Here is a 14,854-nt window from a genome sequence, read left to right on the forward strand (position 1 = left end):
TTTGATAAAAATTCGAAGCCATAAAACGAATGACAATTGTTTTTGCAGTTAAGTTACTAGTTCATTTTAAAAAACTTTCTATCTTTAAAAGTTGATGATACCGCAACCATTAAATTCATGACTAATTGATTGTGTATTCAATTCTAACACACCAATAAAATTTTTTCAAACTTAAATGTCCGAAGACCAAAAACAACAACTGCTCAAACAAACCTTATGGAATATTGCCAACGATCTACGAGGCAATATGGATGCCGATGATTTTAGAGATTATATATTAGGCTTCATCTTTTATAAGTACTTAAGCCGCAAGATGGAACTCTATGCCAATGAAATTCTCGAACCCGATGGAATGACTTATCACCAAGTGGAAGGTCACGCACAAGAAGACCTATTGCTCAATAACATCAAAGACTTTTCATTAGAAAAGTTAGGCTACTTTTTAAGACCTGGCGAACTTTTTAGCGAACTCGCACGACGTGGGAATGCTGGAGGGAAGAGCAAGTTTATTTTGGACGACCTTTCTAAAGTGTTGACCAATATTGAACAAAGTACGATGGGAAGCGAGAGCGAAGAAGACTTTGGTAACCTCTTTGAAGATTTGGATTTGACCAGTAGCAAGCTCGGTAAAAACGAAAATGCCAAAAACGAACTCATTGTCAAAGTTCTTTCTCATTTAGACGGCATTAACTTTGAATTGGAAAATTCCGATAGCGATGTGCTTGGTGACGCCTACGAATATTTGATTGGGCAGTTTGCCTCTGGTGCTGGTAAAAAGGCAGGCGAGTTTTATACCCCACAACAAGTGTCTAAAATCTTGGCGAAATTGGTGACGGTTGACAAAACCAAACTCAAAAATGTGTACGACCCGACCTGTGGTTCTGGGTCATTGTTGTTGCGTGTGGCAAAGGAAGTAAAGGAAGTGGGCGAATTCTTTGGGCAAGAGAGCAACCCAACCACCTATAACTTATGCCGGATGAACATGATTATGCATGAGGTACACTACAAGCGTTTTGATATCTATAACGAAGACACCCTTGTAAATCCAAGCCCAAAACATTTGGACATGCGCTTTGAGGCGATTGTGGCAAACCCGCCGTTTTCGGCTACTTGGAAGCCTGATAACATTATCAACGACGACCGCTTTTCTTCATACGGAAAGATGGCGCCCAAAAGCAAAGCCGATTTTGCATTTGTACAACACATGGTGCATCAATTGGCAGACAATGGCACTATGGCTTGCGTGTTGCCACATGGTGTATTGTTTCGTGGTGCTGCTGAAGGGCACATTCGTCAATACCTCATTGAAGACCGCAACTATCTTGATGCGGTGATTGGCTTACCATCCAATGTGTTTTATGGTACCAGCATCCCCACCTGTATTTTGGTGCTGAAAAAACAACGCCAACACAAAGACAACATTCTATTCATAGATGCCAGCCAACACTTTGAAAAGGTAAAGACCCAAAACGTTTTGTTGGAAGCACATATCGAACACATCATAGATACCTACAAAACTCGTGAGACCAAAGACAAATACAGCTATGTAGCAACTTTGGATGAAGTACGAGAAAACGATTATAACCTCAACATTCCACGCTATGTAGATACGTTTGAAGAAGAAGAACCTGTGGACTTGCAAGTCGTTTCACAAGAATTACAAGCTTTAGAACACGACATGAAAGCGACCGATGCGACCATTACCGATTTTTGCAAACAATTAGGAATTGATACACCGTTTTAATGGCAGCACAAAACAACACTAACACCGTCATTACCAACGAACCGTCACTGCGAGCCAGTCATTGCGAGGACGAAGGACGAAGCAAACTCAAGCAATCTGTTTCCTTAATTCCTAAACTACGCTTTAAGGAATTTGAAGATAACTGGGAAAAGAAAAAATTAGGAGAAGTTGCCAAGGTAATTACAGGCAGTACACCACCAACAGCAAATCGAGAATATTATGGTGGCCAATTAATGTTTGTGTCCCCTTCCGATATTGCAGATAGTAGATATATTTATGAGACCAAAACAACAATTACTGAATTAGGTTTTAAAAAAGGTAGAAAGGTAAATAAAGGAAGCGTATTATTTGTTTGTATAGGTTCAACCATTGGAAAGGTTGCACAAATTACTGTGGACAGCTTGACCAATCAGCAAATAAATGCTTTGCAAGCGACAAAAAACTACAGTAATAACTTTATTTATTCGCTTTTAGAGAAAAATGGAAGTAGAATTAAAAGATTAGCAGGTGTACAAGCTGTACCGCAAATAAACAAAACGGATTTTGCAAGCCTAAAATACTATTTTCCCCAACTCCCAGAACAACAAAAAATAGCCAGCTTCCTAACCGCCATAGACAGCAAACTCCAACAACTCAACACCAAGAAAACCCTATTAGAGCAGTACAAAAAGGGCGTGATGCAACAGTTGTTTTCTCAAAAGTTGAGGTTTAAGCCTGCCCCGAGCGGAGCCGAGGGGGATGATGATGGGAAGGATTATGGGGATTGGAAAGAAAAACAATATGGTCAAATATTTTCTTTTTATTCAACTAATTCCTTATCAAGAGACAAATTAAATTATGAATGCGGTAAAGTGAAAAATCTTCATTATGGTGATATTCATACAAAGTTTTCGATGCTCTTCAATATTAAAGAAGAATTAGTGCCTTTCATAAATCCAGAGGTTGACCTTTCAAAAATAAAAATAGAGAATTATTGTCAGGAAGGCGATTTAATAATTGCAGACGCTTCAGAGGATTATAATGATATAGGAAAGACAATTGAACTTGTCAATTTAAACAATGAAAAAGTTTTAGCTGGATTGCATACTTTTTTAGCAAGACCTAAAAAAAACAAAATGCATTTAGGCTTTTCAGGTTATTTGATTCAAACTTGGAAAGTAAGAAAGCAAGTGATGACTATAGCCCAAGGTACAAAGGTTTTGAGTTTATCGACCTCAAGACTTGGAAGAATAAAATTAATGATACCGGAATTAGAAGAACAACAAAAAATAGCCAATTACCTATCAGCGCTAGATAGCAAAATAGAAACCATCACGCATCAAATAGAGAAAACGCAAGCGTTTAAAAAGGGGTTGCTGCAGGGGATGTTTGTTTAAAAACCTGATTTTGTCATTTCGACCCAATTTGTCATTTCGTCAATAGAAGACATCGCATATAACGAATAAAGACATATCAAGCACAAATCATGAAAATTAAAATGTTATGATAAATTAGACGAAGCCATTTCAGTATTTAAAACACGAAATCAAATTATGTATAGAATCAACAAACTAAACAATGACATTGAGAAAAGGGATGAAGCAATTGAATGGCTAGCGTCCCACTCGATAAAGTTTAGAAGCGCCTTTACGAAGGTTATGAGAAAAAAATAATAAATTAAATGATCTACCATTTATACATAGACGAAAGTGGTGACCACGGATTGGTGAATTTAGATGCCAATTTCCCTGTGTTTTTGTTATGTGGTATGCTTATTTCAGAACCTAATTATAAGTCCATTCGTGACAACATTAATGCCATCAAGCGAAGGTTTTGGAATAATAAAACAGTTATTTTCCATTCGCGCGATATCAGGAAATGTGAGAAAGAATTCCAGATTTTATTCGATATAAACCTTAAAACCGACTTCTATCTCCAATTGAACAGTCTTATCATGAGTGAAGATTATACGGTGTTCGCATCAGCCATAAGAAAAGACAGATACATTAAAACTTATGGTAAATTGTCCAACGATGTCTATGAGTTGGCATTGAGTTTTATCATTGAGCGCACTGTATTTTATTTGGATAGTCTTGTGAGTGCGAAAAAAGAATTACACATTGTCATTGAAAAGCGTGGAAAAAAAGAAGATAAAAAACTGGAAGAGCATTTTCAACGTTTAATGGCGCGTGGTACGGGTTATGTAAGTGCAGAACGATTGGCAGCGCTTAATATGAAAATCGCTTTTAAGGATAAGAAAGAAAACATCAACGGATTGCAAATGGCAGACTTATTGGCATATCCAATTGCACGCTATGTCATTGATAAGGACAGGGCCAATCCTGCATTTGATTTAATTGAACCAAAATTTTATAAAAAAGGTGGTAAAAGATATGGTCTTAAAATATTTCCATAAAAGAAAAAGCCAAACATTGCTGCTTGGCTTTCGCTCGACCGGGGACACCCCAATCCTTTTTTATAATAATTTTATAAATTGTTGTTGTAGTTGTTAATGAATACAAATATAATGATAATTATTTTCAATTAAAAACAATTAAAAACAATTAAAAACAATTAAAAACAATTGAAAACATTTTGTAGTAATCTATAATGATAAGTACTTACATTTCAATCATAAAGTAATGTCCACACAATCCGAAGCCCTATTAGAGCACAACCTCATCCAACAACTCGTTGGGTTAGGTTATGAGCGCGCAATCATACTTGATGGTGATCAGCTATTAAGTAATCTTAAAAGTCAATTAGAGCGTTTTAATAAAATCAGCTTTAGTGACAAAGAGTTTGATACCATCCTTAATCATTTGGCAAAGGGAACCGTATTTGAAAAGGCAGAGATGCTACGCGACCGCTTTTTACTAGTTAAGGATGATGGCGATATCTTTTATGTGCGGTTTTTTGATAAGGAACACTGGAACAATAATCATTATCAGGTAACCAATCAAATTGCACAAGAGGGCACTTATAAAAATCGTTATGACATCACGATTTTGGCAAACGGGATTCCTGTGTTGCAAATAGAATTAAAACGCCGTGGTCTTGAAATTAAGGAAGCGTTTAATCAAATTAATCGCTATCAACACCAATCCTTTTGGAGTAATTATGGATTATTTCAGTATGTGCAGTTATTTGTGATTAGCAATGGAGTAAATACCAAATATTTGGCAAACAATAAAATGCAATCGGTGAAGCAGACCTTCTTTTGGGCTGATGTTCACAATAAAAACGTGACGGACCTTACCGCGTTTACGGATGCATTTTTAAACACTAATCAATTTGGTAAAATGCTATCGCATTATATTGTGCGTAGCGAAACCCACAAAATTATGATGGTTTTGCGACCGTACCAATACTTTGCTGTGGAACAGTTGGTACTGCAAGTGGAAACCACCAATGATAATGCCTATATATGGCATACTACGGGTTCTGGTAAAACGCTCACCTCGTTTAAGGCAAGCCAGATTATTATGGATTTGCCCAACGTTCATAAAGTAGTATTTGTGGTTGACCGTAAAGATTTGGACTATCAAACCATGAATGAGTTCAACAGTTTCAAAAAAGGAAGTGTGGACGTTACAGGCAATACCAATGAATTGGTAAAGCAATTGGCGGACGATACCAAGTTAGTACTGACCACCATTCAGAAACTTAACAATGCGATCTCCAAGAATCATTATGAGCAGAAGCTGAAACACCTTCAAGATAAAAAGGTGGTGTTTGTGTTTGATGAGTGCCACAGGTCGCAGTTTGGTGATACTCATAAAAAGATCACAGAATATTTTAATAATGCACAACTCTTTGGTTTTACAGGCACACCGATATTTGCAGATAATGCCGCAAAAAACGAATTGGGCAAACGCACCACTAAGGATCTTTTTGGAAAGTGCTTACACAAATATGTGATTACTGATGCCATCAGAGACCAAAATGTCTTGCGATTTGGGATTGAATATGTTGGGAAATACAAACAAAAGAGCAACACCTTCATTGATATTGAAGTTGAAGATATTGATAAAGCTGAAGTGTTTGCCGACCCAAGACGTTTGGAAAAGATAGCAGATTATATGATTGCCTATCACAATCAAAAGACGTTTAATAAAGAATATTCGGCACTCTTTGCAGTCAATAGTATTGATACACTTATCAATTATTACGACATCTTCAAACGGAAGAGAGAAGCTGGCGAACACGACTTGCGCATAGCTGCGATTTTTACTTATGGCACCAATGAAGATGATGAGCATGCCAAAGATTATATGCCAGATGATGACTATTATGGCAGTGGAGAACCCGACCCAACATACGGCTCCACACACACCAGAGATAAATTGGAATCCTACATTAAGGATTACAATGCCATGTACAATACGAGTTTCTCCACCAAGGACAGTCAACAGTTTGAAAACTATTTTAAAGACATCAGCAAACGACTCAAGGACCGAGAGAGAATTTCATTCAATGACGAAAAAGATCGACTGGATATCGTATTTGTGGTGAATATGATGTTAACAGGTTTTGATGCAAAAAAAGTGAACACGTTATATGTCGATAAGAATTTAAAGTTTCACGGATTGATTCAGGCCTTTTCCAGAACCAACAGGATTTTAGGAGAGCGGAAGTCGCAAGGGAACATCTTATGCTTTAGAAACCTTAAAAAGTCGACTGACGAAGCAATTACCTTGTTTTCTAATAAGGATGCGATTGAAGATATCATCTTGCCACCTTACGAACTTGTTGCCAAGAAATTTGATGAAGCTTTAGAGAATTTATTACAAATCACACCAAACTATCAAAGTGTGGATGACTTGTTGAGCGAAGAAGATGAATTAGCATTTATTCAAGCCTTTAGACAATTGATGCGTGCCAAAAATGTCTTGGAATCCTATACGGATTTTGATTGGGACGATTTAGACATGTCAGCACAAGATTTTGAAAATTATAAAAGCAAATATCTCGATCTGTACGAGAAAGTAAAACAAGACCGCGCCAAACAGAAAACATCCATTCTCGATGATATTGATTTTGAATTGGAGTTGATACACCGCGACCAAATAAATGTGGCGTACATCCTTCAGTTATTGGCAAAACTAAAAGAATCAACACCTGCGCAAGAAGCGAAACAAAAGAAAGCAATTATGGATATGCTTTCAGGGGATATTCAGTTGCGAAGTAAACGGGAGCTGATACAAAAGTTTATTGAGGAAAATTTACCAAAAATTGACAATCCAGAGGCGGTCGAAGACGAATTTCAAAACTATTGGCACGAAGAAAAAATTCTTGCGCTTGCCAGACTTTGCGAAGATGAACAGCTTGACAAACAACAATTCAATGCCCTTATAGAGAGTTATTCGACATCAGGCCGTGAGCCACTAAGGGATGAAGTTTTTAAATGTTTAGATAGTCGCCCAAGTATTTTAAAAGCACGAGAAATAGGAGAACGTATCTTGGATAAGATGCGGGAGTTTGTGCAGGTATTTGTGAATGGGATGACTGGATGAATTGGGGTCGTAAGTTTGATTAGTTTAATTGTAAATTAGAGGTAAATTGATTAGTTGAAAAGTATATTAAATTTTCTGAAATTGTTAATTTTCAAAATGCTAGTTATTCTCTAAATTTGTAACTCCTCTTTTTATAAGATGCATTATTTTAGGATCTAATACGTTGTAAACTTTTTCACCATTAGCGCCTAGTATGGAATCTTCTCTCAATAACTTATATTTGACCATATCCTCTAATCTTGCTTGACTCCACCTTGTTTTTTGCTTAAAGGTGGAATTAAGGTCTAATATTGTAATATCTATTTTTCTAGTTTTTAATATTAGATTAATCATGCTGATTACATCCTTGTTTTTTCCTGTTCTTGAAGGATACATTGAAAGGTAGTCATATCTTTCTGCAAACTTTATCAGACCTTTAGATACCGAACTACTCTCAAAAACAGTGGAATTAGGATTGGATGTTTGGAAATCATAAATATCAGACAAACAAGATATTAAGTCCCTAGGAGATTTGTTCGAAATTTCGATAACAACATTCAAATCTGTTGAATTTTCAAACAAGCTCGAAAAACTCCTTGTATTTCCTGAGAAATATAAAATTCGTTTATTAATCAAAGGCTCCATGTTAGTTTTTTTCCAACTAATATCTATTTCTTTGAATTTATCAAAACGAACTGTTTTGGATAGAATTGGTTTTACTTCAGACCATAAACTAAATGCTATAGCGATATCGTTTTGTAAAAGAAGTTCAGTGTCGGTAAGTATATCTTCTGTGAAATCAGCAATCTTTTGTATATTTTGATTTAATTCCTGAAACTCATCGACTTTATCAAATAGCACAACAGATGATTTATAATACGTTTTTTTAGATATAGTATTTAATCTATTTAGTAATTCTTTTAGATGTCTTTTATTCTTCTTTAATTTTTGTTCATCTTTTGTGGCTGATGTTTGTACATTATCTATTTCTGATAGAAATTCGGTATAAGAACTTTTGTTTTCAAAACTTGTAAGATTAAGTGAATCGGAAATTAATTTCGAAGTTATGAGAATACTTGTGCCTATCAGTGAGTTTGAAGGTCTAACCATGTAATTGTATATATCTATAAGTAAGTTCCGAGTTTTTACTTTTTTGATATTGTCATATCTCGAATAATATTCAGTTTTAGTTAAAGGTTGGAAAAACAGCTTAATTAATAAACAAAGAGCTTCTTTATCCTCTTTGTTTAATTTTTTTAAATAAATTTTATTCTTTTCTAGGAAAAGTACATATTTCGTAACAAACTCTTGAAGTATTAAATTTAACAATTCAATCTTATTATCCGTTAATGAAACATCATCAAATCTATCAATAATCACTGTTAGGACCTGTGCCTTTCCAAGATCGCTTTTTAATTTATGAATAATTGAAGATTTGCCATGTCCTCTTTGTCCTAGAATAAATCTGCTAGTGCCAGACTTTAAATCATCTAATAGAGTTTCGTAAAAAGTTGGTTCATAAAATATTTCGTTATGAAACTCTCTTTCTTCTTCTGCTGAAAATTTGGAAAATGGATTTTTTGAAAATCCTAAACTGAAATTAAGCTTATTGGTCATTACTTTTATTACTATTAGAAATTAGAGTTATTAAATTGATAATTATTTCAAGTAGCGTTATATATAATCTCACTTAAGTGAATGTATTCAAGACGCATATTTCAAAATAATCTCCAATACCTGATCCCCAATTTGTTCTAATTTTCGCTCGCCAATACCTTTTACTTTTAGCAATTCTGATTTGGATTTTGGTTTGGATTCGATGATCTCATTAAGTGTTGAGTTCCCAAAGACATGAAAAGCTTTCAGTCCGTTTTCTAAAGCATAATCGAGTCTAAACCCTCTAAGTTCTTGGTATAAGGATTCATCCTGATTCTTTAATTTAGGAATAATATATTTTTGTACTGAAGGTTTTTCATCGGTTAGAATGACTTCATTAGCATTGATGATTAAGGGTAAAAATTCTTTAGCATAGAGGTTACATTTCTTCTGACTTATGCCGAAGATTTTGAGAAATTCTACCTCAGATGTCGGTCTTTTCTCTACTAATTCTTCTAAGGTTTTGTTGGTGAACACTGTATACGCAGGTTTTCCTGTTGTATTGACTAATTCTAAACGTTTGCGCTTTAATACTTCATATAAGGTAGATCTGCTAGCCTCTATGGTCTTAGCATTTAAAGGATTAAATTTCTCATTCTTTTGAGAAGGATATATGACTTCAATACCATGAAGTCGTGCAATATAAATGAGTGTACCTAAGGTAATAGAACCATTATTTCTGGTTAGTAAGTGTGTAAATTGTCTATCACAATCATGTGGTCTATACCCTTGATTGAATTTTGATAATCTATGGAAATAATCGCGACCACTTTCGTCTAAGGCACTTGCTAATGAAAAACCAATTCTGATCCAGTTTTCATAGCCGTCCGTAATATCAGTGCCATTGCGTTCTATTTCTACCGTTAAATTTTCAATGATATCTTGATCATTAGACGAATTGACATTAACCTTATATTTGACACTCGGAGTTTCTTCAGGTATCACTATAATTTCGGACATATATAATTCATCGTATACCTCAGAGAACGGATTACAATAGATGTTTGGGTCATGGGATAATAACATACATCTCGCAATGTCTTTACAGGCAACATCTATGTCAATTTTATATTCCTCCTGGTAATATTTTTGAAGGGCTAAAAATTGCTCTAAATGGGTGTCAATTGATGGGTTTATTTTTACGACTAATTTAATGCCATTGCCACTAGGGCTTCTAAAAGCTACAAAAGTATAAATGTCTGAAACTAATTTTTTAAATTGCAAATCATAATCCTTCTTTTCTAAACCATCGATATCGATTTGAATTAAACCTGAATGCTCCAACAGATGGGCGTTATTACGTTTTTCAAATGTACCAGACAGGGTGACGCAGGGTAATTTGGATTGTTTAAATTTTCCACGCTGTTTCTTACATTCTAGAGCTCTCAAAGTTTTGATGTCGTTTTTAATATAGCCATACCTAATAACTTCTATCAGTTGATTAATATCAAATTCGTTGTCAGGTTCTTGTGCAGAGTGTAGATTTTTGTAGAAGGAAAATGTGTGTTCTGTATTTATTAACTGCATACTATGATATAAATTTATTCTCCGAGCTATTGCTAAAAAGTCGAATGACATTTAATGTTTAGTTGATGTTTCTGGATTTGCTATTAAAAACACAAGTGTTTTAGAGCGGAAGATTCAAATATAATTATTTAATTAAATTATGTACACTTTAACTTACAGAAGATTTCTTCTAGATATAGTTGTAATTGAAATCATACTTTTAAATACTGATTATCTAAGTATTTATGAGAAGTGGACGGAAGATTAATGGATGGAAGCTCTTGATATTCTATATGAGAATGGTGTCCAATTTATTATTGGCCTCACACCAAACAAACCAACAACACATATCCTCCTACTGCAACTAATAGCAAGGTTCAGCTACATGTAAGTGAATGATTTTTTGGTATGGAAAAAAACATCTCGCATCTCAATCTCGATACCACTTCGTGTGGTGTAAACGATTAATTGATAGCCAACTGATGAATAGCCCCATATTGGTTGGTGCCACTGGAGATCGGGGAGTGGTGGCGGCGTGTAGTTATGAAACGCGGGGTGTGTTTTCTACCTATAACACCCTAACGGCACAGATATTTTATACTACTAACAACAAAAGGCATGCTATTGGTTACTTCGGTTCGATTTGTGCCAGTGATTTCGGTTTCATAGTGCCAGGCATTTCGGTTCAAACTGTGCCACTTTTGCCTATATGGTAAAAGTCTATAGCGGTTCGATTTGTGCCACATTTCGATCTGGCCCACTAACGTTCATATTAAAATTGTACACTTCGAACATAGGCTCATTAAAAGTCCAAACCTTACGGGTTTCCGTATGGTTTTAAATTCAACAAAAGAAGATAGAGATTAGACATATTGAAGTAATTTCCAAGTAACCGACTTTCCTTGATAGGGAGGCATTCTGTTACCTTTAGAGATTGGAGCCGCTGTAAAAGATAATCCTTCTACTTTCCACACCCCAGATTCTGGACAGTTTTCAGCTGTGCTTGCTGTGGTTCCAATTGGTTCTTTTGCCATAATTTTAACTTTTAAGATTTATAGTTCAAACTTAAATATGGATACCTATAAAATCTTACGGAAAACCATATTCAGACAGCAAAAGGCATGCTATTACACATGCCTCTCACTTTTCCCTAATAATATATATAAACTAATAGATAATCTGATAAAATTAAGCCCTAACCATTAAAGCTCATTACGGTTTTCCGCAATGTGTGATTTTATATAAGGCCCAGATCTTTTACAATGGCCACAAGGTGAATGGCGTTATTGGCTTTAAATTGGATACGCAGCTTGTTGAGTTTTTTTTCAATAGAACTTAAACTGTTGGGCGTCTTATTGTTTTGTTTAAAGTAGTCGCTAATTTCCTCTTGTGAGCGCCCGTTAGCAAGTTGTTTGATGAGCTCAATATCATAATCCTCAATTTCTAAATCGGCTTTGTCACTCAAGGCGTTGGACACTTGGGGTGAAAGGTAAATGGTGTTGTTGTATACCGCTGTGATCGCTTGGGCTAATTCAGCAGATCCTTTTCTGTCCTTACAGACATAGGCATTGATGTGATGCTTGCTGATGAGGCCACGTACTTTTTGCAAACGATTATCCATGGAATAGACAATGACGGGAAGTTGAGGCTGTTCTGTTTTTACCGCAGCAATTAATTGCTCTCCTGATTGAATGCTGCAGTCACGATAATCTTTTTTGAACGATAAATCAGTAATGATTAGATCATAGTGATCATCCTCCAAATGAGCCTTTTTGATCTTTAAATACGCATCATCACAATATTGTGCTTTATCTATTTTTAAAATGCCCATGTTATTTAAAACAGTCCTGACACCGCTGTTGATATCATCATGATCGTCAACAATTAAAACCTTTTTGAACATCATTACACGTTTAGTGTGGCTTTAAAGCCTTTGTTAATAACAGGTTCAAAAATAACGGTTCCATCGATTGCTTTTATACGGTTTTCCACATTTTGGAGACCTGTATTTGTAATAAGGGTGCAACCAACGCCATTATCAGTATAGGTGATGACCGTTTGATGTGGCGTGTCTTGGAATGAAATTACCGCTAAGCTAGCTTGGCTGTGTTTGGTCATATTAATTAAAAGCTCTTGTAGTACTTTATAAATCGTTTCCTTTTTAATAGTTGACATGGCATCCCACTTGATTTTTGAAATATCCTTGACTATAATATTAATAAATTTACTTTTATAGCTGATGATCAAATCACTTAAAATAGCGTCAAAGCTATCGTCTAAGTCAAGCACACTGTGTTCTTTTGAGATATCTCTGGTTTTTGCGTAAATCAGCTCTAGGGCATCCAAAATATCTTCATTGGTGTTTTGGTGTTGTAGTTTGGTCATGACCTGAAACACATTATTTGCCACGTCATCATGAATCTTTTTTGATATGCTCGATTCCGTTTCATACACCTTTTGAAGGCTATCTTTTTTGTGTTTAGATTTTAAAACCCAGTACAGCCCGATGGAGATCAGAATTAATGATAAGGCCATAAACTGATACCGTTGTTTAACGATTTTTGCCCTTTGTGAAATCAGTTCGCTTTCTTGCGCTTCCCGTACTTTTTCAGACAAATCGTATTTCATTAAAGCGAATTTGTTTTCTTGTAATTGTCTGGTGGTAGTGACACTATCACTGATGTGTTTATAAGCTTTGGCATAGTCATCAGTACTGAATTCCATCAGTAAGGACAACGCATCCATTTTGTAAGAGGCGCTGTTAAGCCGTGTGGCAATCTCATAGGCTTTAAGTGCATAAGCTTTCGCTTTTATTGGCTCTGTATCGTAATAATAATGGGCTAAATTTTTATAACTCGGGTACGCCTTTGTATCGTTTTTGGAGTTGACTCTTAAGTCTAAAGCCTGTAACATCAGTGGCAATGCATCCGGTGCTTTCAATTTGTAATTAACATACCCTAGATTGTCTAACACCAAAGCCGTTGTTAAGGTATCCTTGATTCTGGGAATTAGTTGGTGGGCTAGCAGTAATTCTGTTTTTGCAGAGGGGTAATCGTTGACATCTTTATAAATGTTGGATTTGTTGTTGTAGAGCTTTACACTGTCCTCTGGAGATTTTGCTATTTCAAGTGCTTTTTCATATAATTCCAGTGCTTTTGGTTTGTTTTTTTGTTCCCGATACAGAATTCCCAAGTGCGTGTAGATGGAGGTTCTTAGGTGGATGTTGTAGGGTGTGTCTTTAAGTTTATCTAAAATTTGAAGGGCTTGCACTGAGGACGCTTCACTTTTACTATAGAAACCGCCTTTATGTTCAATGCGCGCCAATTGGAATATGTGATAAATAATCTTAACGCTATCCTTCGCTTTTAAGGCATCTGCCTTGGCGATACTGAAAAAATCGTGAGATTTGACAAGGTCATCAACATCATGAGGATGACTGACCAACCGGTCATAATAAATTAAACTATCTTGGGATTGTTGTGAAAAACAGGCGGGTACACTCAGAAATAGGACGCTGATGAGCACCAAATAGACATAGAGGAATGAAGATTTTATAATTTTCATTCCTCTAAAATACTATTAATTTTGACTTTCTAAATAAACTCTTTCTAACGCCCTGTGCTAGGTGGCGGTGTGATGTCGTCAGCATTACCTCAACAGGCTTGTACAATTGAATTTTTATGAAGGCATACATCTAAAACCTAATCCGCGTAAATCGAAGCGAAGTTTTTTAATATGGAGTGTATTAGGTGTTTTATTGATGTTTGGAATTGTCGCGACTATTTCCATAAACAGCCAACGATGGATGGTTTGGAAAGGCGATCATTATGAAGAAGTTGAATTTGATGAGGAACAATTAAGAATTGGTGCCTTAAAAGTTTACAAAGAGGAAAGGATTGAACGTTTTAAGAAACTAAAGAATCCCGACTGTACCTATGATTTTTTTAATGAGGATGGTAGTGTTAGGGTTTGGTACGGAAAAAATAATGATGGCAACTTGGATTGTTTTACGGATATCGGGCTTCATCCAGAAATAGGCAAGACCCTAAAGCCAATGACGCCATATATGATTAAAAAATACATGTGTAGGTAAGAAATTACCACAGTCCCTGATCTCATAATTAATTTTTCATTAAAGAAGAAATACGAAATTATTTTGAACAGGATAGCACTATTTCTATATAACGTTTGGGGGACGTTAAAAAGAGAACGTACTATCCCTCTTGTTCAAAATTATAGCTCATCTACATTTTATGCTTCTAAACTCAAACATTATATAAGAATGCGTTTTCAATTTGTAATTTTTGCCCAAGGACTATTGTATCTGAATTAGCGAATGATGAAGATGGTGTATTTAGATCCCTTATGAGGAGGTCAAATTAAAAGCGATTGTAGCAATTAACCTTATGGGAATCCGTAATGACCTTAGGATTTGAAAATAAGTATAGAAACGCTGACGGTTATGGTCAGGTTG

At 35.5% G+C, this 14,854-nt stretch carries 10 protein-coding genes and 1 pseudogene; 6 read left to right on the forward strand and 5 right to left on the reverse strand.

All coding sequences use genetic code 11. The features are described 5' to 3' along the window. The first annotated feature begins 175 nt into the window (after positions 1-175). The 4 genes from ES711_RS02290 to ES711_RS02305 all read left to right on the forward strand — a co-directional run bounded on the left by ES711_RS02290 (position 176) and on the right by ES711_RS02305 (position 7,239). Positions 176-1,744 carry a type I restriction-modification system subunit M gene (locus ES711_RS02290; RefSeq protein ID WP_146889352.1) on the forward strand — a complete coding sequence of 523 codons (1,569 nt, stop codon included), beginning with the start codon at positions 176-178 and terminating at the stop codon, positions 1,742-1,744. Continuing rightward, on the forward strand, positions 1,744-3,120 hold the full coding sequence (locus ES711_RS02295) for a restriction endonuclease subunit S (RefSeq protein ID WP_146889355.1): 1,377 nt from the start codon (positions 1,744-1,746) through the stop codon (positions 3,118-3,120). Before ES711_RS02290 ends, ES711_RS02295 begins: the two co-directional genes overlap by 1 nt. Before the next feature lie 284 nt (positions 3,121-3,404). Further along, the gene (locus tag ES711_RS02300; protein WP_146889358.1) at positions 3,405-4,139 is read left to right on the forward strand and encodes a DUF3800 domain-containing protein; all 735 of its coding nucleotides are present in this window, start codon (positions 3,405-3,407) and stop codon (positions 4,137-4,139) included. Positions 4,140-4,365: 226 nt separating this feature from the next. Then, the gene (locus tag ES711_RS02305; RefSeq protein ID WP_146889361.1) at positions 4,366-7,239 is read left to right on the forward strand and encodes a type I restriction endonuclease subunit R; all 2,874 of its coding nucleotides are present in this window, start codon (positions 4,366-4,368) and stop codon (positions 7,237-7,239) included. A 99-nt stretch (positions 7,240-7,338) separates the two neighbouring features. On the opposite strand, the gene ES711_RS02310 is transcribed toward ES711_RS02305, so the two are convergent. Next, entirely contained in the window at positions 7,339-8,835 is a 1,497-nt protein-coding gene (locus ES711_RS02310; RefSeq protein ID WP_146889364.1) for a P-loop ATPase, Sll1717 family, read from the reverse strand. Positions 8,836-8,922: 87 nt separating this feature from the next. Then, positions 8,923-10,401, reverse strand: a complete 1,479-nt coding sequence (locus tag ES711_RS02315; RefSeq protein ID WP_170245224.1) for an HRDC domain-containing protein — start codon at positions 10,399-10,401, stop codon at positions 8,923-8,925. Positions 10,402-10,788: 387 nt separating this feature from the next. On the opposite strand from ES711_RS02315, the pseudogene ES711_RS16600 reads away from it, so the two are divergent. Beyond that, a pseudogene (locus ES711_RS16600) lies at positions 10,789-10,934 on the forward strand (DNA polymerase IV); the annotation flags it as partial. A gap of 309 nt (positions 10,935-11,243) precedes the next feature. Here the strand turns inward: ES711_RS16600 and ES711_RS16235 are convergent. From ES711_RS16235 to ES711_RS02330, 3 genes are all read right to left on the reverse strand, one after another. After that, on the reverse strand, positions 11,244-11,414 hold the full coding sequence (locus ES711_RS16235; RefSeq protein WP_170245225.1) for a hypothetical protein: 171 nt from the start codon (positions 11,412-11,414) through the stop codon (positions 11,244-11,246). Positions 11,415-11,617: 203 nt separating this feature from the next. Continuing rightward, positions 11,618-12,286, reverse strand: a complete 669-nt coding sequence (locus ES711_RS02325) for a response regulator (protein ID WP_317129847.1) — start codon at positions 12,284-12,286, stop codon at positions 11,618-11,620. Continuing rightward, entirely contained in the window at positions 12,286-13,944 is a 1,659-nt protein-coding gene (locus ES711_RS02330) for a tetratricopeptide repeat-containing sensor histidine kinase (RefSeq protein WP_146889368.1), read from the reverse strand. The genes ES711_RS02325 and ES711_RS02330 overlap by 1 nt, the downstream gene beginning before the upstream one ends. A 196-nt stretch (positions 13,945-14,140) precedes the next feature. Here ES711_RS02330 and ES711_RS02335 point away from each other — a divergent pair, with 196 nt between their 5' ends. Then, a complete protein-coding gene (locus ES711_RS02335; RefSeq protein WP_146889371.1) occupies positions 14,141-14,473 on the forward strand; it encodes a hypothetical protein in 333 nt (110 codons plus the stop codon). The last annotated feature ends 381 nt before the right edge of the window (positions 14,474-14,854 follow it).

This window comes from Gelidibacter salicanalis (assembly GCF_007997285.1).
Lineage (GTDB): Bacteria > Bacteroidota > Bacteroidia > Flavobacteriales > Flavobacteriaceae > Gelidibacter > Gelidibacter salicanalis.

Coding starts and splice junctions, on each gene's coding strand:
- ES711_RS02315 (WP_170245224.1), bottom strand. CDS start 10,401: ATGCAGTTAATAAATACAGAACACACATTTTCCTTCTACAAAAATCTA.
- ES711_RS02300 (WP_146889358.1), top strand. CDS start 3,405: ATGATCTACCATTTATACATAGACGAAAGTGGTGACCACGGATTGGTG.
- ES711_RS02305 (WP_146889361.1), top strand. CDS start 4,366: ATGTCCACACAATCCGAAGCCCTATTAGAGCACAACCTCATCCAACAA.
- ES711_RS02290 (WP_146889352.1), top strand. CDS start 176: ATGTCCGAAGACCAAAAACAACAACTGCTCAAACAAACCTTATGGAAT.
- ES711_RS02325 (WP_317129847.1), bottom strand. CDS start 12,286: ATGATGTTCAAAAAGGTTTTAATTGTTGACGATCATGATGATATCAAC.
- ES711_RS02295 (WP_146889355.1), top strand. CDS start 1,744: ATGGCAGCACAAAACAACACTAACACCGTCATTACCAACGAACCGTCA.
- ES711_RS16235 (WP_170245225.1), bottom strand. CDS start 11,414: ATGGCAAAAGAACCAATTGGAACCACAGCAAGCACAGCTGAAAACTGT.
- ES711_RS02335 (WP_146889371.1), top strand. CDS start 14,141: ATGTTTGGAATTGTCGCGACTATTTCCATAAACAGCCAACGATGGATG.
- ES711_RS02330 (WP_146889368.1), bottom strand. CDS start 13,944: ATGAAAATTATAAAATCTTCATTCCTCTATGTCTATTTGGTGCTCATC.
- ES711_RS02310 (WP_146889364.1), bottom strand. CDS start 8,835: ATGACCAATAAGCTTAATTTCAGTTTAGGATTTTCAAAAAATCCATTT.